The organism is Sphingomonas sp. Root720 (genome assembly GCF_001428605.1).
Classification (GTDB): domain Bacteria; phylum Pseudomonadota; class Alphaproteobacteria; order Sphingomonadales; family Sphingomonadaceae; genus Rhizorhabdus.
Genome location: NZ_LMID01000012.1, coordinates 183,190 through 207,292, shown reverse-complemented (window position 1 = coordinate 207,292; position 24,103 = coordinate 183,190). Strand labels below are relative to the sequence as shown.

Genomic DNA, 24,103 nt, shown 5'->3' with positions numbered 1-24,103 from the left:
TTCCCCAAAGATATCGATCGAGGCATATTATGTATTAGACGCGAATTGTCCAACGCGGCATGGGCGGCGGGGAAGTGGCAGCGCCGATCGCCGCGGACATGCCCGGGTGACGACCAGCCCCCGCACGCCGCCACGCAGCGCCGCCGCATCCCGGAGCAGGTCCGGCGCTCGACCGGAACGGTTCGATATCGTCTTGCTCTCGCCCGGAGAGGCGCGGCATCCTCTGGAGAGGCGAATGGCACTGCATCGCGGCATCGGTTCCGCCGACGGTGCATCCCGGAGTCGTGAATGATCGGTATCGTCAAGGTCGCGCTGCATCGCCCGCTAACCTTCATCGTCATGGCGATCCTGATCGCGATCGGCGGTACGCTGGCGGCGATCCGCACCCCGGTCGACATCTTCCCCAACATCCGCATCCCGGTGATCGCGGTGGCGTGGCAATATGCCGGCCTTCCGCCGCAGGACATGGCCGATCGCATCATCGGCCCCTATGAGCGCGTGCTGACCACCACGGTCAACGACATCGACCATATCGAGAGCCAGTCGCTCCAGGGCGTCGGCATCGTGAAGATCTACTTCCAGCCCAACGCCGACATCCGGACCGCCACCGCGCAGGTGACCTCGATCTCGCAGACGGTGCTGCGCCAGATGCCGCCGGGCGTCACGCCGCCGCTGATCCTCAACTACAGCGCGTCCACCGTCCCGATCCTGCAGCTCGCCCTGTCGGGCAAGGGCCTGTCCGAACAGCAGCTGTTCGACCTGGGCCAGAACCAGATCCGGCCGCAGCTCGTCACCGTTCCCGGCCTCGCCATGCCTTTCCCCTCGGGCGGCAAGCAGCGGCAGGTCCAGATCGACCTCAACCCGCTCGCGCTCCAGTCGAAGGGGCTGTCGGCCCAGGACGTCGGTGCCGCGATCGCGGCGCAGAACCAGATCAACCCCGCTGGCTTCGTGAAGATCGGCGAAACCCAGTACAGCGTCCGGCTGAACAACGCCCCCGCCTCGATCGAGGCGCTCAACGACCTGCCGGTCAAGGTCGTCAACGGCGCGACGATCTACATGCGCGACGTCGCCTATGTCCGCGACGGCAGCGCGCCGCAGCAGAATATCGTCCATGTCGAGGGCGGCCGCTCGGTGCTGCTGACGGTGCTCAAGAACGGCGCCACCTCGACCCTGGCGATCGTCGCCGGGGTGAAGGAGCACCTGCCGCGGATCGCCGCGACCCTGCCCGACACGCTGAAGATCCTGCCGGTCGGCGACCAGTCGCTGTTCGTCAAGGCGGCGGTCCAGGGCGTCATCCACGAGGGCGCGATCGCCGCCGCGCTGACCTCGCTGATGATCCTGCTGTTCCTCGGCTCCTGGCGCTCGACCGTCATCATCGCGCTGTCGATCCCGCTCGCCATCCTCGGCGCGGTCGCCGCGCTCGCCGCCTTCGGCCAGACGCTCAACGTCATGACCCTGGGCGGGCTCGCGCTCGCGGTCGGCATCCTCGTCGACGACGCCACGGTGACGATCGAGAACATCAACTGGCACCTCGAGCAGGGCAAGGGCGTGATCGAGGCGATCCTCGACGGTGCCGCGCAGATCGTCACCCCCGCCTTCGTCTCGCTGCTCTGCATCTGCATCGTGTTCGTGCCGATGTTCTTCCTGCCCGGCGTCGCGGGCTTTCTGTTCGTGCCGATGGCGCTGTCGGTCGTCTTCGCGATGATCGCGTCCTTCGTGCTGTCGCGCACGCTCGTGCCGACCATGGCGATGTATCTGCTGAAGCCGCACCGCGCCGGCGACGAGGACGAGCATCTTGCGGGCACCCCGGCGTCCCGCAACCCGCTGGTGCGGTTCCAGCGCGGCTTCGAGCATCGCTTCGAACGGGTGCGCAGCGGCTATGTCGGCCTGCTCCACCGCGCGCTGAACGCGCGCAAGCCCTTCCTGCTGGGCTTCCTGGCCGTCGTCATCCTGTCGTTCGCCCTTCTGCCGATGCTCGGCAGCAATTTCTTCCCGTCGGTCGATTCGGGGCAGATCGCGATGCACGTCCGCGTGCCCGCGGGTACCCGCCTCGAGGAGACCGCCGCCCGGTTCGATCGGATCGCGCGCGAGGTCCGCAAGCTGGTGCCCGCCGGGGAGCTGGCCTCGATCACCGACAATATCGGCTTGCCGGTCAGCTCGATCAACACCGTCTACAACAATAGCGGCACCATCGGCCCGCAGGACGGCGACGTGCTGATCGCGCTCCGGAAGGGCCACCGCCCGACCGACGAGATCGTCGCCGAGCTGCGGCGCGAGATGCCCCGGCGCTTCCCCGGATCGACCTTTTCCTTCCTGCCGGCCGACATCACCAGCCAGATCCTGAACTTCGGCGCGCCGGCGCCGATCGATATCCAGATATCGGGCAAGAAGGCCGCGGCCAACCGCGCCTATGCGCAGATGCTGCTGGCGAAGATCGCGACCATCCCGGGCCTGGCCGATGCCCGCATCCAGCAGCCGGGCCGGGCGCCGCAGCTCGACGTCGAGGTCGATCGCTCGCGCGCCGGCCAATATGGGCTGACCGAACGCGACGTCACCACCAGCCTCGCCAGCCAGCTGGCCGGCACCTCGCAGACCGCGCCGGTGTTCTTCGTGAACCCCGACAACGGCGTGCAATATCCGGTGGTCGCGCAGGCGCCCGAATATCTCGTCGGCACGATGGGCGACCTGTCCAACCTGCCCGTGTCGGGCGGGCTCAACGCGGCGGTGCAGCCGCTCGGCGGGCTCGCCTCGATCCGGCGCGCCAACACCGTTCCCGTGGTCTCGCACTATAATATCGAACCCGTGCTCGACATCTTCGCGACCACGCAGGGACGCGACCTGGGCGCGGTCGCCGGCGACGTCCGGAGCGCGATCAAGGCTCTCGAGAAGGACCAGCCCAAGGGCGTGACGGTCACGATCCGCGGCCAATATGCGACGATGAACACTGCTTTCTCGGGCCTCGGCTTCGGTCTCCTCGGCGCGATCGTGCTGATCTACCTGCTGATCGTCGTGAACTTCCAGAGCTGGGTCGATCCGTTCGTCATCATCACCGCGCTGCCCGCGGCGCTGGCCGGCATCGTCTGGATGCTGTTCACGACGGGCACGACGCTGTCGGTGCCGGCGCTCACCGGCGCGATCATGTGCATGGGCGTGGCCACCGCCAACTCGATCCTGGTCGTCAGCTTCGCGCGCGAGAAGCTTGCCGAGCTGGGCGACGCGACGCGCGCCGCGCTCGAGGCGGGCCGGGTGCGCTTCCGCCCGGTGCTGATGACCGCGCTGGCGATGATCATCGGCATGGCGCCGATGGCGTTCGGCCTGGGCGAGGGGGGCGAGCAGAACGCCCCGCTCGGCCGCGCCGTCATCGGCGGCCTGATCTGCGCGACCATCGCCACCCTGTTCTTCGTCCCCACCGTCTTCGCCCTGATGCATCGCAAGCATGGCGCCAGGGCGACCTCCATGGAAATGCAGCCCAGTCATGTCTGAGCCCATCAGCACCGCAGAGAACCCGGCCGAGCAGGGCCCCGACGGCCGCACGCTCAAGCGGGTCGGGATCGGGGCGGCGATCGTCGCGCTGGTCGTCGTCGGCCTCGGCGTCACCGCGCGCATCAGCGCGACCGACGAGCTGCGGCAGACCGCGGCGGATGCCTCGATGCCGACCGTCTCGGTCATCACGCCCACGATCGACGCCGACGGCAGCAAGCTGCTCCTGCCCGGCAACGTCCAGGCCTTCAACAGCGCCGCCATCTATGCGCGCACCAACGGCTATGTCCGCCGCTGGCTGGCCGATATCGGCGACAAGGTGCGGACGGGCCAGTCGCTGGCGATCCTCGACGCGCCCGAGGTCGACCAGCAGCTCGCCGCGGCGCAGGCCGATTACCAGACCGCGCTGGCCAACCAGCGGCTCGCCGACACCACCGCGAAGCGCTGGAGCGCGATGCTGGCGCAGGACGCGGTGTCGCGCCAGGAATCGGACGAGAAGGCGGGCGACCTCGCGGCGCGGACCGCCCTGTCCAACGCGGCGCTCGCCAATGTGAAGCGGCTGAAGGCGCTGCAGGGCTTCACCCGCCTGACCGCGCCGTTCGACGGCGTGGTGACGAGCCGCTCGGCGCAGATCGGTGCGCTGGTGGTCGCGGGCAACGCGGCGGCGCAGCCGCTCTTCACCATCTCCGACACCCACCGCATGCGCGTCTATGTCCGCGTGCCGCAGGGCTATTCGGCGGCGATCCGCCCGGGCATGGCGGCGACGCTGTCGCTGCCCGAATATCCGGGCCGCTCGTTCGCCGCGACGCTGACGCGCAGCGCGGGCGCGGTCGACGCGCAGTCGGGCGCGGTGCTGGTCGAGCTCCAGGCCGACAACCGCGACGGCGCGCTCAAGCCGGGCGCCTTCGCGCAGGTCAGCTTCCAGGTCGGCATGGGCAACGGCAACGGCATCGGCCTGCCCGGCAGCGCGATCCTCTACGGCCATGCCGGCCCGACGATCGCCGTGGTGGGCCGCGACGGCCGGGTGACCCTGAAGCCCGTCACCATCGCCCGCGACGAGGGCGCGCAGGTGCTGCTGTCCGCCGGCGTCTCGCCCCGCGACCGGGTGATCGACACGCCGCCCGACGCGATCCGCACCGGCGATCGGGTGCGGGTGCAGACGGCCGCCGGCCCGCGGGATGCCGGTCATGCGGGGTGAGCGGGGCGCGGCGGCGCTGGCGCTGGTCCTGCTCGCGGGTTGCTCGATGGCGCCCGCCTACCGCCCCCCGCAGACCGTGGTGCCGCAGGGTTTCAAGGAGGTCGAAGGCTGGACCGCGGCCCGGCCGATGGACGCCGCCGCGCGCGGCGAGTGGTGGAAGGCCTTCGACGATCCCGTGCTCGACGACCTGATCGCGCGCGCCGCGCAGGCCAGCCCGACGCTCGAGGCGGCGCTCGCCCGCTACGGCCAGGCGCGGGCGGCGGCGCGGATCGAGGCGGCGGACCTCTTTCCCCGGATCGACGCGGCCGCCGATGCGGGCCGCCAGCGCCTGTCGGGCAACCGCTTCAACGGCACCGGCGTCGCGCCGACCTATGATCAATATACCGTCGGCGCCACGCTCGACTATGAGCTCGACCTGTGGGGACGCATCCGCAACAGCGCGAGGGCGGCGCGGGCGGATGCCGAGGCCAGCGGCGACGACCTGGCCTCGGCCCGGCTCAGCCTGCAGACGGCGGTGGCCGACGCCTATGCGCGCCTGCGCGGGCTCGATGCCGAGGCGGAACTGCTGCGCCAGACCGTCGACGCCTTCGGTCGGGCCTATGAGTTGACCGCCAAGCGCCACGATGGCGGCATCGTATCGGGCATCGACGTCAATCGCGCGCGGACCGTGCTCGACAATGCCCGCGCGCAGATCTCGGCGATCGCCAACCAGCGCGCGGCGACCGAGCACGAGATCGCCGCACTGGTGGGGGCGGTCGCGTCGGACTTCGCGATCCCGGTGCGCAGCCAGCCGCTGCTGTCGCCGACGGTGCCCGCCGGCGCGCCGTCCGAGCTGCTCCAGCGGCGGCCCGACGTCGCGGCGGCCGAACGGCGGATGTTCGCCGCCAACGCCCGGATCGGCGTCGCGCGGGCGGCGTTCTTCCCGACGCTGACGCTGGGCCTCGGCGGCGGCTACCAGACCACCCATGGCGACCTGTTCGCGACGCCCAACAGCTTCTGGGGGCTGGGGCCGGCCTCGGCCGTCCTGGCGCTGTTCGACGGCGGCCGGCGCAAGGCGCAGGTCCGCATGTCGCGCGCCGAATATGACGCGCTGGCCGCCGACTACCGGGGTACCGTGCTGACCGCCTTCCGCGAGGTCGAGGATGCGCTGGCCGCCGACCACCACCTCGCCGACCAGATCGCCCGGCAGCGCAGCGCCGCCGCGGCGGCCGGGCGGACCAGCCAGCTCGCGCTGACCCGCTATCGCGACGGCGCCGCCGACTATCTCGAGGTGGTGACCGCGCAGACCGACGCGCTGGACGCCCAGCGCGCGCTGCTGTCGGCGGAGACGCAGCGCATGCGCGCGAGCGTCGCGCTGGTCCGCGCCCTGGGGGGATCGGCCTGAGGCCTCGCCCGGGGCGAACGCGCCGCGGCGCGCCCCGGCCCTATTTCAGATCCTCGACCGAAACCCAGCCCTTGGTGCCGTAAGCGTCGCTGACCTCGACGAAGAGGCCCTCGCGCACGCCGGTGGGCGTCAGGGCGGTGCCGGCGCGCAGCGCGCGGACCGCCTCGGTCGCCTCGGGCTGGGCGTAGAGCTTGGTGTCGATCGCGGTGGTGAAGCCCGGCTTGGTCGCGACCGGGGCGATCCCCGCCGCGCCGGCGCCCGCCAGGCCCGCGGCGGGCTTGACCGCCACCAGCGCCGCCTGCTGCGCGACGACGTTGTTGAAGGCGATGACGAAGGCGCTGGCCAGCATCTGGCCGTCCTTCGAGCTGGCGTAGCCGCTGTTGACATAGTCGCCATAGCCGCGCGCGATGATGTTCTCGCGCGCCGCGTCGGCCCAGGGATTGCCGCCCATTCCGCCGAGGCCGCCAATCGACACCTGGGTCTTGGTCTGCTCGCCGACGCCCGTGGCGACGGTCTGGCCGGTCGCCGGGCTGATCACCCGCAGCCCCGCCGCGACGGTCTTCTTCTTGCCGCCGAAGCCGCCGAACATGCTCAGCGCCTGGCCGCCGAACGGCACGCTGCCCATCATCTTGCCGGCCATGCCCGACCGGACGAGGCCTTCGGTCAGCGCGGTCTTGGCGAGGTTGGTGCCTTGGTCGACCTCCTCCTTGTCGCCGGCGATGGCGTTCAGCAGGAAGTCGGCGGGCGCGCCGCCGCCGTTCGCCTGCAGGGTGAAGCAACCGCTCTGTGCCGCCATCGCGGCGATCAGGTCGCGCGGGCTGCTCAGGCCATATTTGGTCCAGCCCTGGGTGTCGCCATCGACGACGGCGATGCTGCCGATCGGCTTGTCGCACTTGGCCAGCGTGACCGGCGTATCGGCCGCGAAGGCCGGGTGCGCCGACAGGACGGCGGCAAGAATCGCCGCCGGAAGGACGTATTTCATGATGAAGAACCCCCGTTCTCTGTTCTGACCGAAACCATGTCGTCCCATTACGCGACCCACCGGTCCGGCCCGGCCTTACGTTTCATGAATTCGCATGGCCCGGCTATGACGAGCGGCACAGGGTCATCGGTCTTTTGCTTATGCGCGCAGGCATTGCTATGGCCCGCGCCATCATCCCGCTTTCATCGAGACCTTCGTGACCGTTCCGCTCGACAGCATCCGCAATTTTTCGATCATCGCGCATATCGATCATGGCAAGTCGACGCTTGCCGATCGCCTGATCCAGCGCACGGGCGGCCTGACCGACCGGGAGATGTCGGCCCAGGTTCTCGACAACATGGACATCGAGAAGGAGCGCGGCATCACCATCAAGGCGCAGACCGTGCGCCTCGACTACAAGGCGCGCGACGGTAAGGACTATGTCCTCAACCTGATGGATACGCCGGGCCATGTCGACTTCGCCTATGAGGTGTCGCGCAGCCTTGCCGCCTGCGAAGGCGCGCTGCTGGTGGTCGACGCCGCGCAGGGGGTCGAGGCACAGACCCTCGCCAACGTCTACCAGTCGATCGAGCATGACCATGAGATCGTGCCCGTCATCAACAAGATCGACCTGCCCGCCGCCGAGCCCGACAAGGTCAAGAAGGAGATCGAGGACATCATCGGCCTGCCCGCCGACGATGCCGTGCTCGCCTCGGCCAAGTCGGGGATCGGCATCGACGAGGTGCTCGAGGCGATCGTCACCCGCATCCCGCCGCCCAAGGGCGACCGCAGCGCGCCGCTCAAGGCGATGCTCGTCGACAGCTGGTACGATCCCTATCTCGGCGTGGTCATCCTGGTCCGCGTGGTCGAAGGCATCCTCCGCAAGGGCCAGCAGATCATGTTCATGCAGCATGGCACCCAGCATCTGGTCGACCGGGTGGCGTGCATGCGGCCCAAGCTCGAGCAGCTGAGCGAGCTGGCGGCGGGCGAGATCGGCATCATCACCGCGCAGATCAAGGAGGTCAGCCAGACCCGCGTCGGCGACACCATCACCGACGCGAAGAAGCCGACCGCCGAGGCGCTGCCGGGCTTCAAGGAGGTCCAGCCGGTGGTGTTCTGCGGCCTCTTCCCGGTCGACGCCGCCGATTTCGAGAAGCTGCGCGAGAGCCTCTACAAGCTGCGCCTCAACGACGCCTCGTTCAGCTTCGAGGCCGAAAGCTCGGCGGCGCTGGGCTTCGGCTTCCGCTGCGGCTTCCTGGGGCTGCTCCACCTGGAGATCATCCAGGAGCGGCTGACCCGCGAATATGACCTCGACCTGATCACCACCGCGCCCTCGGTGGTCTACCGGCTCAACCTCAGCCATTCGAAGACCGAGGACGCCAAGATCATCGAGCTGCACAATCCCGCCGACATGCCCGATCCCAACCGGATCGAGATGATCGAGGAGCCGTGGATCGAGGCGACCATCTACGTTCCCGACGAATATCTCGGCTCGATCCTCAAGCTGTGCCAGGACCGGCGCGGCATCCAGAAGAACCTGACCTATGTCGGCGGCCGCGCGCAGATCACCTACGAACTGCCGCTCAACGAGGTGGTGTTCGACTTCTACGACCGGCTCAAGTCGATCAGCCGGGGCTATGCCAGCTTCGACTATCACCAGATCGGCTATCGCGAGGGCGACCTCGTCAAGATGAGCATCATGGTCAATGGCGAGCCGGTCGACGCGCTCAGCATGATCGTCCATCGCGGCACCGCCGAGGTGCGCGGCCGGGGAATGTGCGAGCGGCTCAAGGACCTGATCCCGCGCCACCTGTTCAAGATCCCGGTGCAGGCGGCGATCGGCGGCAAGGTGATCGCCCGCGAGACGATCGCGGCGATGCGCAAGGACGTCACCGCGAAATGCTATGGCGGCGACGCCAGCCGCAAGCGCAAGCTCCTCGACAAGCAGAAGGAGGGCAAGAAGCGCATGCGCGAATATGGCAACGTCAACATCCCGCAGGAGGCGTTCATCGCCGCGCTCCGGATGGGCGACGAGAACTGATCCCATGCCGGCCAGCCCCGCGACGGCCGATTTCCTGAACAACCTGCTGGCGATCGAGGCGGCCTGGGCCGCGCTCGACGCCGGGCCGGACCGCGCGGGGATCGATGCGGCGATCGCGCTGGGCGGCCACGGCACGCAACTGCTGATCCGCGCCGCCGCGATGCTCGACGACCTCGGCGATGCAGCGGCGGCGCGCGCCGTGCTGGAGCGCGGCCTCGCCCTCGACGGGCCGACCGCCCCGCTCCAGCTCGCCCTGGCCCGCCAGCTCCAGGCGATGGGCGATCTCGACGGGGCGGCCCGCTGGCTGCGCGGCGCGATGCTGCGCGCGCGGCCCGATGCACGGCTGCTCGCCGCCCTCGCCGCGATCGAGCTCGAAGCTGGTCGGCCGGGCTGCGCCGAGGCGATCGTCGCCGCCGCCAGAGGTTTCCGGACCGACGACGGACCGGGCCTCGCCGAGGAGGGGCGGCGGCTCCGGGCGCTTGGGCGGCCCGACCTCGCGGTCACGCCCTTTGTCCTGGCCTTCGCGCGGGGCTATCGCGACCCTGCGTTCGTCGCCGATTTCGGCGCGCTGCTCGCGCTCGACGGGCTGCCGGCGGTCGATGCCGAGGTACAGCGCGCGGCGGGCGCGATGGCGGCGCATCTCCGGCTCTCGGCCGCCTATCGCGGCGATCCGCTCGTCGAGGCGGCCCGCGTGCGCGAGCATTCGGCGGAATGGGTCGGCCCCGACGCGCTGGCCGGCGAGCTCGGCCGGGCGATCGCGCGGCGGCGGCCCTATAGCTGGATCCGCCTGGGTGACGGCGAGGCGCGCATGCTGGTGTGGCTGCACCGCGACCTCAGGGCGTCGCTGAGCGACGGCGAGGCCGACTTCATCGGCCGCCACATCTGGCGCAACTGGTTCGGGCAGGAGCTGCTCGCGGTCGACCCAGCCCGGCTCGCGGCGCTGTCGGCGCAGCTCGACGCGGCGATCGCCAATGCCGACCTGCTGGGGCTGACCTCGCCCTTCCGCTTCGACGCCGAGCGCGAGCATTTCGGCAGCCTCGTCGCGCTCGAGCATCACGCCGCGCGGATCGTGCCGCTCGGCCGGCGCCGGCCGAGCGAGGCGGGCGCGAACACCATCCTCAACGAACGCGATCCCTTCTTCGCCTCGCTGCTGACCGGGCTCGACTTTCTCGGCGTGATCGCCCCGCATGCCGATCTCGCGACCTTGCTCGGCCGCCGGCTCGGCATCGCGCGAACGGTCTCCCATCTCATCCCGGGCGAGAGCCGGCTTGGCCGCCCGCAGGAGGCGGCCGATCGCGGCACGCATTTCCCGGCGGTGTTCGACCGGATCATGGCGGAGATCGAGGTGCCCTACGAAGGCGCGGTGTTCCTCGTCGCCGGCGGCCTGCTGGGCAAGGTCTATTGCGACCGGATCAAGCGGCTCGGCGGGATCGCGCTCGACATCGGCGCGATGGCCGACGCCTGGATGGGCCACAATACGCGCGGCATCGTCCTCGAGGTGTCGATGCGGCATCGCCTGACCGCCGGATAGGCGCCGGGCGCCGATATCAATCCCTGATATGGGGTATCAGCCCCCGGGTCGGGCGACGGACCGCAAGCCCCTTGCCGGTCCGCCGCCCTGTGGGGGCTGGAAGTCCTCCCTGTGTCCCCGGCCGGCTGGATCGGGGGGAGGACAGCCGGCCGGGTACCTTGTTCGGCTCTCGCCGAAAGCTCTTCGCGTCGCGCCTGCCTCAGTGGCGGCTGCGGGGAATGTTCGCCTCGGGCAGCCGGATCCGCTCGATCTCGGAGGCGACGGCCTTCCACAGCCCCACGCCATAGCTGTCGCCGTCGCGGACCAGCACGCCGATGCGGCTGGCGACATAGGTGTCGGTCTGATCGCCGAAATCGTCGATCACCCTCCTGGCGAAGTCCCGGATCATACTGGTCTCCATGACGCTACTACTCTTCTTCCCCGACGGCTGGGACATTCCCTAGAGCAACCCTTCCGCCCGCAGGCTGCGCCAGCCGGTACGCGCCACGATCAGATGGTCGTGCACCGCGATGTCGAGCGTGCGCGCGGCGGCGACGAGATGCGCCGTCGCCTTCACGTCGGCCTGGCAGGGGGTCGGATCGCCCGACGGATGGTTGTGGACGACGATGATCGCCGTCGCGCCGACCTCCAGCGCCCGCTTCAATATCTCGCGCGGATAGAGCGGCGCCTGGTTGACCGTTCCGCGCGCCATCACCTCGTCGCGCAGCAGCCGGTTGGTCGAGTTGAGGAACAGCACCCGGAGATGCTCGATCGTGTTGTAGGCCATCGCGGCGAACAGATATTCGGTCAGCGCCTCCGAGGTGGACAGGATCGGGCTCTGGCCGAGCTTGGTGCGCAGCGAATGGAGCATCGCCACCCGCATCGCGACCAGGAAGTCGACGACCTGGCCGTCCTCGGGCAGGCAGGCGTGGAGCAGGGCGGGCTCGGCGGCGAGCACCGCGGGCAGGCTGCCGAATTCGTCGAGCAGCTCGTCGATGATCGCGCCGCTATGGGCGACGTCGAGCGGCTGCAGCAGCGCCTCTAATATCTCGCGACATTCGCCCTGGGGATCGAGGCCTGCCTCCGGCGGAAGTTCCACGTTCCGACCGCTATGCCCACCAGCATGGGATAGGCCCAGAATTCCTGCGCGTTCGCGTAGGCCAAGGCCGCCACCGAGCGATCGGCGAGGCTGGCCAGATGGATGGTCACCGCGATCAAATGGAAGGATGTTACCCATATCGGCCAATATCGATCACTAGAGAGGGCAAGATTGCCGAAGGCCGCGAGGACCAGCAGGTCGACGATGATGATCCCCGCCTCCGGCGACCGCCATCCCGGATAGAAGGAGTTGGCGGCGACGACGGTAAGGATCGAACCGACGACCATGATCGCCGCTCCGACCCGCTCGGGCCAGCCGCCACGCCATCCCGCATAGGAGGCGACGGCGACCAGCACGATCAGGTAGAAGAGCTGGAAGATCAGGGCGAGTAACATGCGGTGACCGAATCATAAGGACATTCCCCGGTCAAGCATGGGTTGCGACGCCCCGATCCAGCGTCAGGCGCTTCAGGCGGCGGCAACCTCGGTGAGGTGGCGGACCTCGGAGTTGAACGGCTTGCCGACCAGGCCGCCGAGGCCGTAGGTCTTCAGGCCGATCTCGTCCTTGGTGACGGCGAGTTCGCGGTGGCTGGCGATGATCTGGGCACGGGCCTTGACCAGCGTCGAGAAGCTTTCCGCGGCATATTCGAGGGCTTCCTGCGCGACTTCGCAGGCCAGGTCGGCCTCGGCGCGGGCGGAGGGAATGAAGCCGGTCAGCTCGGCGGTCCGGGCGATGGCGATATCGATCGCATGCTCCGCGGCCATCAGCCGGTCGGCAACGCCCTGGGCAACTTCGCGACGCTTGAGAATGGTCTGACGATTGAACATGTGCTGCTCCCTTCGCGCAGCCCGTCCGAGGCTGCGCGTCCCTGTTTCGACGATGGCAGTGTTGGGTGCGCTTAGGCCTGGAACAGGCGCTTCAGCGCATCGAGGCCGGCGAGAAGTCCGCCGAATGCAAGCGCCGAGGCAATAGCGATCGAAACGATCCACCCCAGCCGCTGCACGATGCTTAAGTCATTACGCTCCCTCCCCGGCGTGGGGATGGGCAGGTTGACGAAGCCGCCGGTGGCGAATGCGGGGGTCCGGAATGCAATCTGCTCTTCCCGAACCGCACTGCCGTGGTAGCCGCCATCTCCCTGCCGAACCCCATGAATGTCGGACAACCCGACAGTGGCATGGACGGGCTGAGGAGCAACATGCGACGATTGATATACGGCTGATTGATATGCGTTCGGGGTCTCGTATTTCGCCAGGATGCGGGCCGCCTCGAAGCGGTTCGCGACGCCCAGGATCTGGATCGCCATGCGCAGCCGCTGGTCGACCGTGTGGGGGGAAATCCCCAGTTCGCGGGCTATGTCCTTGGACGAAAGATGCATGAGAACCATGCGCAGGCATACGCGCTGCGCCTCGGTGAGCTTCTCTATGCGGTCCGATTCCATGGTGCCGATCATATCGCCAATCCTCGACCGTGTAAAACCCGACACTGCGGACGGGATGCGCGCAGTCGATGAAGCCACCGTGACAGATAACGTAACAATCCGCCGCCGGGACCTGCGGGCCACCCATGGCATTGATATATGTGCGACAATCGGATGCCAGCCGCCGGGCATTGCGGTCGGCCGCCGCCATCCCTAGGCTTGCCGGATGGCAGCGGGGGACCATCGGCAGGGGCGCCGAATCGCGATCGTCGGGACCGGCTATGTGGCCGATCTCTACATGCCGTCGCTGCGCAGCTTCCCGGGATTCGAGATCGTCGGCGCCTGGGACGTCGATCCCGGACGGCTGGCGGCCTTCGCGCGCCACTGGTCGGTCGAGCCCACGACGGGCTTCGCCGCGCTCTCCGCGCGCGCGCCCGACATCGTCCTCAACCTGACCTCCCCGCACGCACACGCGGCCGTCACCCGCGCCGCGCTCGATGCGGGCTGCCATGTCTGGAGCGAGAAGCCGCTCGCGCTCGACCTCGACGAGGCCGAGGCGCTCGTCCGCCACGCGCGCGACAGCGGGCGCCATCTCGCCTCGGCGCCGTGCAGCGTCCTCGGACGGGCCGCGCAGACGGCATGGGCGGCGATCCGCGACGGGCGGATCGGCACGCCGCGCCTCGTCTATGCCGAGCTCGACGACGATTTCCTGCCGGCCGCGCCGCACCCGCGCTGGCGCTCGGCGAGCGGCGCGCCCTGGCCGGCGGCCGATGAGTTCCGCACGGGCTGCACCCTCGAACATGCCGGCTATTATCTGTCCTGGCTGATGGCGATGTTCGGGCCGGTGCGTCGGATCGTCGGCGGGTCGGCGCGGCTGCTCGATCCCGCCCAGACCGGCGCCGGCCATGCCACCCCCGATTTCGCGTCGGCAACGCTCCATTTCGACGCGATGGTGGCGCGGCTCACCTGCTCGATCGTCGCGCGCCACGATCACCGGCTGCGCATATTCGGCGATAACGGCGTGCTTGAGGTCGACGAAGCCTGGGCGAACGGCGCGCCCGTCCGCATCCGGCGGCGGCACGTCATCCGCCGCCGGCTGATCAACAGCCCGTTCGCGACGACCGTCCGGCCGGCGGGTGCCAGCCATCCGATGGTCGGACGGCGCGGCGCCGCCTCGATGAACTTCGCACTCGGCGTGGCGGAGATGGCGCAGGCGATCGCCGCCGGCCGGCCGCCCCGGCTCGCTGGGGACTTCGCGCTCCACCTGACCGAACTGGCGCTGGCGATGCAGGCCGGCGGCGACCACCGCCCGCGCACCAGCTTCGCCCCGATCGCGCCGATGGAGTGGGACGCCTGACCGCGCCGCTGCGTTTCGCCGTGATCGGCCGGGGCCGGATGGCGGGGGCGATGCGCGGCCTGATCGGCGATGTCGGGGAGGCCGATGCCGAGGCGGTCTATATCGCCGGGCGCAACCGCGATCATGCCGCCCGCTCGATCGCCGCCCTCGCCGCGGGCAAGGCGGTGCTGTGCGAGAAGCCCTGTGCGATGAGCCCCGCCGAGGCGGCCGAGGTAATTGCGGTGTCGCAACGAACTGGGCTGCTCTATATGGAGGCGGTGGCCACTCCCTTCCTTCCTGCCGTCGCGGCGGCGCTGCAGGCGGCACGGTCGGGCCGGCTCGGCACGCCGTCGCGGGTCGAGGCGAGCTTCGGCTATCCGCTGCGGCGGGCCGATCATCCCCGATTGTTCGAGGCGGACGGCGGGGTGCTCGCCGACCGGGCGGTCTATCCGCTGATGCTGGCGCTGATCGCGCTCGGCCCGGTCGGGACGATGCGCTGCACCGTGGAGCGCGACGGGGACGGGCGCGACGTCGCCGCCGGCTTCGTGCTCGACCACCAGGCGGGCGGCCGTTCGGACCTCGCGGTCTCCTTCACCGAACGGCTCGACAACAGCCTGCGGATCGCCGGCGACGGGGGCGTGGTCGAGGTGCAGCCGCCGCTGCTGACGGCGCAGCGGCTGCGCTTCATGGACGCCGGCCAGCCCCGCCCCGGCCGGCTGCGGCGGCGCCTGCGACAGAATCCGCTGGTCCGCCGGCTCGCCGATCTCGGCAGCCGGGGGTCGGCATGCTGGCATCCGTTCGGCGCCAACCCCTATCTCCATGAGATCGAGCATTTCACCGCGCTCCACCGCACTGGCCGGATCGAAAGCCCCATCGTCAGCCATGCGCGGATGATCGAGGTCGCGCGGCTGGTCGAGGAGGCCCGCCGCGCATGAAGCTCGCCTATCTGCTCAACAGCTATCCGATGACCAGCACCACCTTCATCCGGCGCGAGATCGCCGCGATCGAGCGGGCCGGGGTGCCGGTCAAGCGCTTCGCGGTGCGGCACTGGTCCGAACGGCTGGTCGATCCGCAGGACATGTCCGAACGCGGCCGGACCGAATATCTGCTCACCGGCAACGGCGCCGGGCTGGTGCGCGGGCTGGCGGCCCATGCCGTGCGCCATCCGCGCGGCTTCGGCGAGGCGCTGGAGACGCTGGGGGCGCTCCGGCGCGCGGCGGCCGGCGGCGTGGTCCGCCACACCGCCTATCTGGCGCAGGCGATCCGGCTGCGGCAGCGCTGCGCCGCGCTCGGCATCACCCGGGTCCACGCCCATTTCTCGACCAATGCGGCGGCGGTGGCGATGCTGTGCCGGCTGCTCGGCGGGCCTCGCTACAGCTTCACCGTCCACGGGCCCGACGAGCTCGAGGCGTTGGCCGCGAACAGCCTGACCGAAAAGACGCTCCACGCCGACCATGTGGTGGCGATCAGCGATTATTGCGCCGCCCGGCTGCGCGCGCACCTGCCCGAGACGCTGTGGGAACGGATCCGCGTCATTCCCTGCGGGCTCGACCTGCGCGACTATCCGCCGACCCCGCCGCCGCCGTCGATGAGCGTGCGGCTGCTGTCGGTCGGCCGGCTCTGCCCGCAAAAGGCGCAGGTTGAGATACCGGCGGCGATCGCGGCCGCCGCCGGGGACCATCCCGGCCTGTCGGTGGTCCTGATCGGCGACGGCGAGAGCCGGGCCGCGATCGAGCGCGAGATCAGCGCGACCGGGACCGGCGGGCGAATCAAGCTGCTCGGCTGGCGTAGCAATGCCGAGGTGCGCCGCCGCATCCGCGAGACCCGGGCGCTGCTGCTGCCCAGCCATGCCGAAGGCCTGCCGATCGCGATCATGGAAGCGTTCGCGCTCGGCCGCCCGGTGATCACCACCCGAATCGCGGGCATCCCCGAACTGGTCGACGAGACATGCGGCTGGCTGGTGGAAGCCGGCGACGGCGCGGCGCTCGCGGCCGCGATCGGCGCGGCGATGGACGCGGGCAAGACCGAGCTGGCGCGGATGGGGCGCGAGGGCCGCAAGCGCATCGTCGCGCGCCACGACATCGACGGGATCGCGCCGCAGCTGATCGCCCTGTTCGCGGCCGGGGACTGAGCCCCGGCGCGCTCGGCCGGTCAGTGCGGCCGCAGGCCGGCGAGCCGGGCGGTGATGCTTTCCAGGCTGGCGTCCCGGGTGGCGGCCTGGAGGTCGTCGGCGCGGAGGATCGCCGCGACCGAGGCGCAGCGCTGGCCGACATGGTCGAGCGCCTGCAGCTCGGTGACGTGGCGGGCCGCGAGGGCGGGGTCGTCGATCAGGACCAGGCCGAGGGCTTCGAGTTGCGCGCGCGCCGCATCGAGTTCGTCGGCGAGCATCGCGAGCAGGTCGGGTCGGCCGATCGACGCCATCGGATGCTCCTCCTCAGGCGGCGGCGTCCGCCGCGCGGCGGCAGGCGTCGAGGATCGCCGGGGCGATCGCCTCGATCGGGAGATCGCGTTCGATCGCGCCCGCCGCGCGTGCGGCGGCGGGGGCCTGGTCGACGAGGCAGGTCAGCGAATCCTGGGAAATGGTGAGCGCTCCGCTGGCGCGAAGTGCCTTCATGCCCGCGACGCCGTCGGTGCCGATCCCGGTCAGGATAGCGCCGGCCGCATGGGAGCCCGCGGTCTTGGCGGCGGTCGCGAACAGCAGGCTGGCCGAGGGGCGCGCGCCGTTGACCGGGTCCGACCGCAGCAGCTTGACCGAAGGGTCGGGCCAGCGGTCGATCACCGCATGGGTGGCCGGATCGCAGGCGATCTGGATCTCGCCGCGCCTGAGCGGCCGGCCGTCCTCGGCCAGGACGACCTTGGCGCTGCAGCGGGCCTTGAGCCGCTGCATCAGCGGCGCGACGAAATCGGGATCGATCTGCAGCGAGATGACGGTGGGCGGGCAATCGGCGGGCAGGCCCGGCAACAGTTGCAGCAGCGCGTCGACGCCGCCGGTCGAGGCCCCCATCACCACGATCCTGCCGTTCCAGTCGAACACCGGGACATGATGCTGCGATGCCGGCGGGCGGGCGGGTGCGTCCTTGGCGTAGCGGGCCGAGCGCGCCGAGCCGTTGGCCGCGGCGATGACGAGCGCGCTCAGCCGCTGGGCGAATTCCTCCCGGTTGTCCGAGGTCGGCTTGGGGAAGCAGTCGATCGCGCCCCGCTCCAGCGCCTGGAAGGATGCCTCCGCGCCCTTCTGGGTGAGCGAGGACAGCATGACCACCGGCATCGGCCGGTCGCGCATGACCTCCTCGAGGAATTCGAGGCCGTTCATGCCCGGCATCTCGACGTCGAGGGTCATGACGTTGGGGCGGTGCTGGACGATCATCCGCCGCGCCTCGTCGGCGCTGGCGGCGGTCCCCACCACCTCGATGCCGGGCGAACGATCGAAAATGGAACCGAAGAAGGCACGCATCATCAGCGAGTCGTCGACGATCAGGACACGTGCCTTGGTCCGAACGGGGATCATGCCGGCAGCTTCCTCACGACGAAACGCTTTCGATCGCGCTGGCGAGCTGGGCGGGATTGAACGGTTTGACGAGCCAGCCGTCGACGCCGGCGGTGCGGCCGCGATCCTGCTTGTCGTCGGAACTCTCGGTCGACAGGACCAGAATCGGCATGGTGTCGTGGCGGCCCTGCGCGCGGACCGCCTCGACCAGTCCGAAGCCGTCCATGCGCGGCATGTTGATGTCGGTGATCATCACGTCGGGCCGGTCATGGGCGTCGAGCCATTCGAGCGCGGCGACGCCGTCCTCGGCTTCGGCCACGAGGAAGCCCTGCCCCGACAGGGCGACCCGGAGCAGTTTCCGGATGAAAGGCGAATCGTCCACGGTCAGGATGGTCTTGGGCACGCGTCATTCCCGTCGTTCGGGGCGTCGCGCCCCACCCCCACTTGGTAGCCGGAAGCCGTTAACAGCGCGTTTCCGATGGATCGGGAGGCGGAAAAATCGGCGCATTTCCGAAATCGCCGGTTGCCGTAACGGCAATTGCCTAGGTACAAGCCCGGAGAAGCGGGTCTTCGGCCATTAACTATAGCCGGTTCATGGCCTCCCGCCCATCCAACCCGCGTCCGCGTGGTCGACGATGATCCGGCCGTGTGCGCCGGTCCGGCGCTGCCGGCATCGCATCCCGGCCCGGGATCGCCGCGCGTTGCCGACGAGGCGAAGAAGACCGGCCGGGTTCATAGAAATGATCGCGATCCCGGCAAGATCGATATCGGTCCAGCGGACGTTGGTAGCCCAATATGTTAAAAAATTGCGTGAAGATGCTCGAATCTTGCCGTTTATAATCCGAACATCTTCGAATTTCCTCGTTTCAAACCGAAATTTGTCTATGAAATGGATATTGCGGAGATCGTAGCGGATGGGATTACCTCTCCCGAACTTTGCCATATCTTTCGATACGCTGCTCGATCATGATGAAAATCGATGAAAATTTCGTTACCGAAACAAATTTATGTGGATTTTTCATCGAGCTCCTCTACTTAGAATAAGTATCTATAAACGCAGGGCTTTCGGGAAAGAGTTGATGGTGCGCGGCGCTGGCACGCCATGACCGCACGGCGGGTCATACATATCGTCGACGACGAGGCGATCATACGCGCCTCGATCGTCAGCCTTGTTCAGGCGCATGGCGCATTCGAATGCCGTGAATATGCCAATGGCGACGCCTTTCTCGCCGCGATCGACGCGATCGATCCGGGCTGCGTGGTGCTCGACCTGCAGCTCGACGGAGTCAGCGGCGCGGCGGTGATCGGCGCGCTGGCCGAACGGCAGGACCGATTCCGCCTGATCGTCGTCACCGGCTATAGCGACCTCGCCATGGCGATCGAGGCGTTCCGCGCCGGCGCGGTCGACTTCCTCCACAAGCCCTATGAGATGCGCGCGTTGCTCGACGCGGTCGACCGGGGTTTCCACCTCCTCGAGCGAGGGAGCGAGCCGCAGGTTCTGGTGGCCGAGGCGAGGGCGCGGCTCGCCCGGCTCACGCCGGACGAGGCCGATGTGCTGGCGCTGCTGATCCGCGGCCAGACCAATAAGGACATCGCCCGGGCGCTGGGCTTCGATCCACGCCAGGTGCAGATCCATCGGGCGCGGGCGCTGGCCGCGCTCGATGCGCCCTCGATCCTGGCGGCGATCCGGACCGCGGCGGTCGCCGGCTGGCCGCCCACGGCCTGAACGGTCGCCGCGACCTGCGGATAAGGGGCAGCCCTTAGCGTAGTTGATCGCAATGGGCGGGCCGACGGCACGCTCCTATAGCCATGGGGTCGCGGTCTGCCCGGCGCGCGCGTGGCGGAGGTCCCCCAAATCCCGCCATGCCGGACGGCAGGGACGCCAGGATCGCGGCATGCAGGACCGGCGCGCCGACAGGCGGCCGGTCCTGGCCTTTTCGTCCGTTCCCGGCCCTAGCTTCAATAGCGCAGCCGTACCCCGGCGGTCGCGGCGCGGCCGAGCTGGCCGTAGCCGGCGGCGGTCTGGTAGCGTTCGCCGAACAGATTCTCGATCCGGCCGTACAGCTCGATGGCATCGCTCAGCGGCATCGCCGCCCGCAGGTCGACGAGTACATAGTCGCCCAGCCGGGTCGTGTTGGCCGCATTGTCGAAGCTGCCGGCGACATGGGTGATGGTGGCGCCGGTGGCGAGGCCGAACGGCCAGCGATAGTCGCCGGTGACGTTCACCGTCTGGCGCGGCCGCCGGGCGAGCTGCCTGCCGAAATTGGGATCGCTGCGTTCGCGGTTGCGGGCGTTGGTGAAGGTGTAGTTGGCGGTGAACAGCAGGTCGTCGGTCGGTGCGATGCGCAGCTCCGCCTCGGCGCCGCGGGCCCGCGCCCGGACGATATTGGCATAGGTGAAGGTGCCGAGATCGAAGTCGATCAGATTGTCGGTGTTGCGCTGGAACCACGTCGCGCGCAGCTCGACCGCGTCGCCGATCAGCTTCTGGGCGATGCCGGCGTCCCAGCCCCTGGCCTTTTCCGGCTGCAGGCCGGGCGTGCCGTAATCGCCGTAGAGCTGATAGAGCGAGGGCGCCTTGAAGCCTTCGCCATAGCTGGCGCGGACGATCGTCGCGCCGCCGTTCGGCGTATAGGCAAGGTCGGCGCCGAGCGTCGTCGCATCGCCGAACTGGCTGTGATCGTCGTAGCGGATCCCCGCGCCGAGATTCAGCCCGACGACCGGCCTGGCGCGGAGGTCGAGATAGGCGCTGTCGATGTTCGCCTTGGCCCCTGCGGTTGCCGGCGGGCCGAAATAGGCGCTGATCGTGCGCAGCTTCTCCTCCTGATGTTCGGCGCCGAACGTCGCCTGCACGATGCGGAGGTCGGCGACGCCCTGATATTCGAACCGCAGGTTCCGGCCGCGCGCGTCGAAATTCTTCACCGGCACCGCCGCCGGGTCGTAGCTGTCGCGATCGATCCGCGTGTAGGAGACGGCGATACGGTTGTTCAGCCGGCCGTCGAACAGCCCCGCGTTGAGCCCGGCATAGCCGACGATCTGCTGCTGGCGCTGATATTCGTCGGTGTCGCCGATCGTGTAGTTCGGCGGCGGAAAGCCGTCGAGGTCGACCTTGCTCCTGGTATAGAAGCCGCGCAGGTCGAGCGAGAGCTGGTCGGTGAGCGCGGTGGTGGTCTTCAGGTGCGCGCCGAACAGATGGTAGCCGTCCTTCTCCGCGCCGCCGTCGGCGACCGAGATGCCGTCGGTCGTGAGATATCCGGCGGCCGCGCTGATCGCGGTCGGCCCCACCTTGCCGCTGACCGCGCCGCTGATGCGGCCGCTGTCGTAGCGCCCATATTCGCCGCTGGCGCGGATGGCGAGATCGTCGGTGGGCGCGCGGGTGATCAGGTTGATCACGCCGCCGATCGCCTGGCTGCCCCACAGCACCGACTGCGGCCCGCGCAATATCTCGATCCGCTCGAGATTGTCGGTCAGCAGGTCGGCGAAGTTGAAGCCGCCCCCGGGCGCCGCCGGGTCGTTGAGCTTGACCCCGTCGATCAGCACCACGGTCTGGTCCGACTGGGCGCCGCGGATGAACAGGCTCGTCACCCCGCCGAGGCCGCCGTTGCGCTGGATCGTGATCCCCGGCTGCGTCCGCAGCAGATCGGCCAGCGGCACGGTCTGGCGCTGCTCGATCAGTTCGGCGTCGATGACGCTGATCGACTTGCCGACCTCGGAAAGCCGCGTCTCGGTCCGGGTGGCGGTGACGACGATCGAATCGGCATCGGCCTCCTCGGCCCGTGCGGTGCCCGGCAGAATGACCAGCGCCGCGATCAGCGCCGTCGTGAATGTCCGCATCATGTAGGTCCTCCCATGGAACTATCCATCGGGATCCCGCGCGGACGGTTTCGGAAGATGATGCCCCCGCGCGCGACCCCAGTCGACGTCGTCACGCGAGGATTTCGCCTCGATCATGTGGTGCACCCCGCCCGCATGATGGAACGACCGCGACCGGCAGGTTTCCTGGCTCTCGGGTCATCGCTCTCGCCCGGCCTTCCCGGATGCCGAGGCATCCAGTGACGCAGATGGACGATCGCTCACCGATCACAGTTGCGGGGGCAGCTTCGGCTTGCGGGATCTTCCCGCTTCCGAATTCCCTTTCCTGTCGCGCCGCGCGCTCTAGGCCGGCGGGCGGCATCGCGCAAGCCGGTGTTGCGGCGCGGCAACATCCGGGTCGGATGCGCGTCAGCGTGCTCTTGTGCGTGGTTCGAGCGCGAATGGCCGCTATGCAGAACCGTGCGAAAATCGGCGCGGCATCCCCCGGCCGGGGGATGCAAGGCATTGATGCACTTGTAATAGGGCGATGACATCCGGGCGAAATCCGGATAGTGTCGAGGGGCACGTCGGCGATGGGGATCGCCGCTAAGGGGTATTCAGGGGGCATTTTTTTGCGTAGCTCGCTCTTCTCGACGGCCGTCGTCTCGGCCCTGCTCGTCGCATCGTCATCCCAGATCGCATCGGCCCAGATCGTGGCGCCGACGACCGGGCAGCAGATCGCGCCCGGCCGCGACGAACTGCAGAGCAGGACCCGGCAGCAGGCACCCGCTCCCTCGCGGCTCACGATCGACGGCGACATCGAGCGTGCCCCCTGCGCGCTCGACTCGCCCGCTTATGCGGATCTCAAGGTCACGATCAACGAGGCGCAGTTCAGCAATCTCGAAGGCGTCAGCCCCGAGGAGCTGAAGCAATCCTATGCTTCGCTGCTCGGCGCCGACCGGCCGGTCAGCACGATCTGCACGATCCGCGATGCCGCGGCGACCGCGCTGCGCCGCAAGGGCTATCTCGCCGCGGTGCTGGTGCCGGTGCAGAAGATCGAGGACGGCGTCGTCCGCTTCGAGGTGCTGTTCGCCAAGGTTGTGCAGATCCGGGTGCGCGGCGACGCCGGCCCCGCGGAGAAGGTGCTGGCCTCTTACCTGTCGCACCTGACCGAGGAAAAGGTGTTCAACCGCTATGTCGCCGAGCGCTATCTGCTGCTCGCGCGCGACATGCCGGGCTATGAGGTCCGTCTCGCGCTCAAGCCGGCGGGCACCACGCCCGGCGAGCTGGTCGGCGAGATCAGCGTCATCCACACCCCGCTCGAGGTCAACGCCAGCGTCCAGAATTTCTCGGCGCGCAGCTCGGGCCGCTGGACCGGCGCGGTGCAGGCGCAGGCCACCGGCCTGCTCGGCGCCGACCGGTTGACCCTCTCGGCGTCGACCACCGCCGACTTCAAGGAGCAGCAGCTCGTCCAGCTCGGCTACGAGACGAGGATCGGCGGCGAGGGCCTGACGGTCGGCGGCAACTTCACCTATGCCTGGTCGAAGCCCGACGTGCAGGTGGCGAGTTCCCCCGGCATCGACCTGACCGCGCGGACGCTGTTCGCGACCGGCGAGGTCCGCTATCCGCTGATACGGACGCAGCGCTTCAGCATCGTCGGCGCGGGCGGCATGGACTTCGTCAACCAGACGGTGCGGTTCGGCGGCCGGGACCTGACCCGCGACCGACTGCGGGTCGGCTTCCTGCGGCTCGACATGGACGCGGGCGACGTGGCCGAGCGGCGCGTGCCGACATGGCGCGCCTCGGGCTCGGTCGAGTTCCGCCAGGGCCTCGATCTGTTCGACGCCTCGCCGCGTCCGGCTTTTCCGATCCCCGCGGTCACCCCGGCCCGTACCGACGGCGATCCGACGTCCAGCCTGATCCGCGCCTCGGCGGCGATCGAGTATAATCTCGGCAAGGGCTTCTGGTTCGCGGCGCTGCCGCGCGTCCAATATGCCTTCGATCCGCTGTTCAGCTTCGAGGAATTCTCGGCGGGCAACTTCTCGATCGGCCGCGGCTACGATCCGGGCACGATCATCGGCGACAGCGGCGTGGGCAGCGGCTTCGAGCTGCGCCTGCCGCGCGTCCAGCCGCTGGAGAAAACCAATTTGTCGGTGCTGCCCTTCGTCTTCACCGACCTCGCCTGGGTGTGGAACAGGCACAATGCCTTCACCGTGCCGCTTCCCGCCAACCCCGACTTCCTCGCGTCGGTGGGCGGCGGTTTCCGGGCCATCCTCAACAATCGCTTCCGGATCGACGGCACGATCGCCGTGCCGCTCAAGGCCGCGGGTCTCCAGACCCACAACCATGATCCGCGTTTCCTCGTATCTGTGACGACCAAGCTCTGGCCGTGGGGTAACTGATT

General features: G+C 69.1%; 21 protein-coding genes and 1 riboswitch. Of the genes, 10 read left to right on the top strand and 11 right to left on the bottom strand.

Going from position 1 to position 24,103, the window contains the following annotated elements; all coding sequences use genetic code 11:
- Positions 1 to 288: 288 nt before the first annotated feature.
- From ASE22_RS16010 to ASE22_RS16000, 3 genes are read left to right on the top strand one after another with little or no spacing between them, the layout of a single operon-like run.
- On the top strand, positions 289 to 3,483 hold the full coding sequence (locus tag ASE22_RS16010) for an efflux RND transporter permease subunit (RefSeq protein ID WP_056361785.1): 3,195 nt from the start codon (positions 289 to 291) through the stop codon (positions 3,481 to 3,483).
- On the top strand, positions 3,476 to 4,678 hold the full coding sequence (locus ASE22_RS16005; protein WP_056361783.1) for an efflux RND transporter periplasmic adaptor subunit: 1,203 nt from the start codon (positions 3,476 to 3,478) through the stop codon (positions 4,676 to 4,678). Before ASE22_RS16010 ends, ASE22_RS16005 begins: the two co-directional genes overlap by 8 nt.
- On the top strand, positions 4,668 to 6,062 hold the full coding sequence (locus ASE22_RS16000; protein WP_056362474.1) for an efflux transporter outer membrane subunit: 1,395 nt from the start codon (positions 4,668 to 4,670) through the stop codon (positions 6,060 to 6,062). Before ASE22_RS16005 ends, ASE22_RS16000 begins: the two co-directional genes overlap by 11 nt.
- Positions 6,063 to 6,102: 40 nt before the next feature.
- Here the strand turns inward: ASE22_RS16000 and ASE22_RS15995 are convergent, their stop codons facing one another.
- The gene (locus ASE22_RS15995) at positions 6,103 to 7,044 is read right to left on the bottom strand and encodes an SH3 domain-containing protein (protein ID WP_056361780.1); all 942 of its coding nucleotides are present in this window, start codon (positions 7,042 to 7,044) and stop codon (positions 6,103 to 6,105) included.
- Between the two features lie 196 nt (positions 7,045 to 7,240).
- Between ASE22_RS15995 and lepA the strand changes: the two genes are divergently transcribed.
- Both lepA and ASE22_RS15985 read left to right on the top strand, forming a co-directional pair.
- Complete coding sequence (lepA, locus tag ASE22_RS15990; RefSeq protein WP_056361778.1) at positions 7,241 to 9,064, top strand: translation elongation factor 4; 1,824 nt, start codon at positions 7,241 to 7,243, stop codon at positions 9,062 to 9,064.
- Between the two features lie 4 nt (positions 9,065 to 9,068).
- Positions 9,069 to 10,595 (top strand): GT-D fold domain-containing protein, encoded by a 1,527-nt coding sequence (locus ASE22_RS15985; RefSeq protein ID WP_056361774.1) that lies wholly within the window; start codon positions 9,069 to 9,071, stop codon positions 10,593 to 10,595.
- A 199-nt stretch (positions 10,596 to 10,794) separates the two neighbouring features.
- On the opposite strand, the gene ASE22_RS15980 is transcribed toward ASE22_RS15985, so the two are convergent.
- The 5 genes from ASE22_RS15980 to ASE22_RS15960 form a co-directional block, all read right to left on the bottom strand.
- On the bottom strand, positions 10,795 to 10,983 hold the full coding sequence (locus tag ASE22_RS15980) for a DUF6961 family protein (protein WP_056549967.1): 189 nt from the start codon (positions 10,981 to 10,983) through the stop codon (positions 10,795 to 10,797).
- Between the two features lie 51 nt (positions 10,984 to 11,034).
- A complete protein-coding gene (locus tag ASE22_RS15975; RefSeq protein ID WP_056361770.1) occupies positions 11,035 to 11,673 on the bottom strand; it encodes a JAB domain-containing protein in 639 nt (212 codons plus the stop codon).
- Positions 11,616 to 12,068, bottom strand: coding sequence for a hypothetical protein (locus tag ASE22_RS15970; protein WP_056361766.1), 453 nt, complete (start codon positions 12,066 to 12,068; stop codon positions 11,616 to 11,618). Before ASE22_RS15970 ends, ASE22_RS15975 begins: the two co-directional genes overlap by 58 nt.
- Positions 12,069 to 12,140: 72 nt before the next feature.
- On the bottom strand, positions 12,141 to 12,500 hold the full coding sequence (locus tag ASE22_RS15965) for a hypothetical protein (RefSeq protein ID WP_056361762.1): 360 nt from the start codon (positions 12,498 to 12,500) through the stop codon (positions 12,141 to 12,143).
- 71 nt (positions 12,501 to 12,571) lie between these two features.
- The gene (locus ASE22_RS15960; RefSeq protein ID WP_235536444.1) at positions 12,572 to 13,123 is read right to left on the bottom strand and encodes a helix-turn-helix domain-containing protein; all 552 of its coding nucleotides are present in this window, start codon (positions 13,121 to 13,123) and stop codon (positions 12,572 to 12,574) included.
- A 193-nt stretch (positions 13,124 to 13,316) separates the two neighbouring features.
- On the opposite strand from ASE22_RS15960, the gene ASE22_RS15955 reads away from it, so the two are divergent.
- Genes ASE22_RS15955 through ASE22_RS15945 form a run of 3 tightly spaced genes read left to right on the top strand, consistent with a single transcriptional unit; the run spans position 13,317 to position 16,557 of the window.
- Complete coding sequence (locus ASE22_RS15955) at positions 13,317 to 14,447, top strand: Gfo/Idh/MocA family protein (protein ID WP_056361759.1); 1,131 nt, start codon at positions 13,317 to 13,319, stop codon at positions 14,445 to 14,447.
- A complete protein-coding gene (locus tag ASE22_RS15950; protein WP_235536445.1) occupies positions 14,435 to 15,361 on the top strand; it encodes a Gfo/Idh/MocA family protein in 927 nt (308 codons plus the stop codon). Before ASE22_RS15955 ends, ASE22_RS15950 begins: the two co-directional genes overlap by 13 nt.
- Positions 15,358 to 16,557, top strand: coding sequence for a glycosyltransferase family 4 protein (locus ASE22_RS15945; protein ID WP_056361755.1), 1,200 nt, complete (start codon positions 15,358 to 15,360; stop codon positions 16,555 to 16,557). Before ASE22_RS15950 ends, ASE22_RS15945 begins: the two co-directional genes overlap by 4 nt.
- A 20-nt stretch (positions 16,558 to 16,577) precedes the next feature.
- Here the strand turns inward: ASE22_RS15945 and ASE22_RS15940 are convergent, their stop codons facing one another.
- The 4 genes from ASE22_RS15940 to ASE22_RS26850 all read right to left on the bottom strand — a co-directional run bounded on the left by ASE22_RS15940 (position 16,578) and on the right by ASE22_RS26850 (position 18,853).
- A complete protein-coding gene (locus ASE22_RS15940) occupies positions 16,578 to 16,847 on the bottom strand; it encodes a hypothetical protein (protein WP_056361753.1) in 270 nt (89 codons plus the stop codon).
- A 13-nt stretch (positions 16,848 to 16,860) separates the two neighbouring features.
- Complete coding sequence (cheB, locus tag ASE22_RS15935) at positions 16,861 to 17,931, bottom strand: chemotaxis-specific protein-glutamate methyltransferase CheB (RefSeq protein WP_056361749.1); 1,071 nt, start codon at positions 17,929 to 17,931, stop codon at positions 16,861 to 16,863.
- Positions 17,932 to 17,944: 13 nt separating this feature from the next.
- Positions 17,945 to 18,313: a response regulator gene (locus tag ASE22_RS15930; RefSeq protein ID WP_056361746.1), complete on the bottom strand. Its 369-nt coding sequence runs from the start codon at positions 18,311 to 18,313 to the stop codon at positions 17,945 to 17,947.
- A 189-nt stretch (positions 18,314 to 18,502) separates the two neighbouring features.
- A complete protein-coding gene (locus tag ASE22_RS26850) occupies positions 18,503 to 18,853 on the bottom strand; it encodes a hypothetical protein (protein ID WP_156397171.1) in 351 nt (116 codons plus the stop codon).
- A 159-nt stretch (positions 18,854 to 19,012) separates the two neighbouring features.
- On the opposite strand from ASE22_RS26850, the gene ASE22_RS15925 reads away from it, so the two are divergent.
- Entirely contained in the window at positions 19,013 to 19,636 is a 624-nt protein-coding gene (locus ASE22_RS15925; RefSeq protein WP_056361743.1) for a response regulator transcription factor, read from the top strand.
- Between the two features lie 233 nt (positions 19,637 to 19,869).
- Here ASE22_RS15925 and ASE22_RS15920 read toward each other — a convergent pair whose 3' ends face one another.
- Positions 19,870 to 21,744, bottom strand: coding sequence for a TonB-dependent receptor plug domain-containing protein (locus tag ASE22_RS15920; RefSeq protein ID WP_235536446.1), 1,875 nt, complete (start codon positions 21,742 to 21,744; stop codon positions 19,870 to 19,872).
- Positions 21,745 to 21,879: 135 nt separating this feature from the next.
- Positions 21,880 to 22,087: riboswitch (cobalamin riboswitch) on the bottom strand.
- 244 nt (positions 22,088 to 22,331) lie between these two features.
- Here ASE22_RS15920 and ASE22_RS15915 point away from each other — a divergent pair.
- Positions 22,332 to 24,101 carry a ShlB/FhaC/HecB family hemolysin secretion/activation protein gene (locus ASE22_RS15915; RefSeq protein ID WP_056361740.1) on the top strand — a complete coding sequence of 590 codons (1,770 nt, stop codon included), beginning with the start codon at positions 22,332 to 22,334 and terminating at the stop codon, positions 24,099 to 24,101.
- Positions 24,102 to 24,103: the final 2 nt, after the last annotated feature.

Bases quoted from the DNA above. Each gene is read 5' to 3' on its own strand.
- ASE22_RS16000 (WP_056362474.1), top strand. From the start codon at position 4,668: ATGCGGGGTGAGCGGGGCGCGGCGGCGCTGGCGCTGGTCCTGCTCGCG.
- ASE22_RS15960 (WP_235536444.1), bottom strand. From the start codon at position 13,123: ATGATCGGCACCATGGAATCGGACCGCATAGAGAAGCTCACCGAGGCG.
- ASE22_RS15970 (WP_056361766.1), bottom strand. From the start codon at position 12,068: ATGTTACTCGCCCTGATCTTCCAGCTCTTCTACCTGATCGTGCTGGTC.
- ASE22_RS15920 (WP_235536446.1), bottom strand. From the start codon at position 21,744: ATGATGCGGACATTCACGACGGCGCTGATCGCGGCGCTGGTCATTCTG.
- ASE22_RS26850 (WP_156397171.1), bottom strand. From the start codon at position 18,853: ATGGCAAAGTTCGGGAGAGGTAATCCCATCCGCTACGATCTCCGCAAT.
- cheB (WP_056361749.1), bottom strand. From the start codon at position 17,931: ATGATCCCCGTTCGGACCAAGGCACGTGTCCTGATCGTCGACGACTCG.
- ASE22_RS15965 (WP_056361762.1), bottom strand. From the start codon at position 12,500: ATGTTCAATCGTCAGACCATTCTCAAGCGTCGCGAAGTTGCCCAGGGC.
- ASE22_RS16005 (WP_056361783.1), top strand. From the start codon at position 3,476: ATGTCTGAGCCCATCAGCACCGCAGAGAACCCGGCCGAGCAGGGCCCC.
- ASE22_RS15945 (WP_056361755.1), top strand. From the start codon at position 15,358: ATGAAGCTCGCCTATCTGCTCAACAGCTATCCGATGACCAGCACCACC.
- ASE22_RS15985 (WP_056361774.1), top strand. From the start codon at position 9,069: ATGCCGGCCAGCCCCGCGACGGCCGATTTCCTGAACAACCTGCTGGCG.
- ASE22_RS15955 (WP_056361759.1), top strand. From the start codon at position 13,317: ATGGCAGCGGGGGACCATCGGCAGGGGCGCCGAATCGCGATCGTCGGG.
- ASE22_RS16010 (WP_056361785.1), top strand. From the start codon at position 289: ATGATCGGTATCGTCAAGGTCGCGCTGCATCGCCCGCTAACCTTCATC.
- ASE22_RS15980 (WP_056549967.1), bottom strand. From the start codon at position 10,983: ATGATCCGGGACTTCGCCAGGAGGGTGATCGACGATTTCGGCGATCAG.
- ASE22_RS15925 (WP_056361743.1), top strand. From the start codon at position 19,013: ATGACCGCACGGCGGGTCATACATATCGTCGACGACGAGGCGATCATA.
- ASE22_RS15940 (WP_056361753.1), bottom strand. From the start codon at position 16,847: ATGGCGTCGATCGGCCGACCCGACCTGCTCGCGATGCTCGCCGACGAA.
- ASE22_RS15995 (WP_056361780.1), bottom strand. From the start codon at position 7,044: ATGAAATACGTCCTTCCGGCGGCGATTCTTGCCGCCGTCCTGTCGGCG.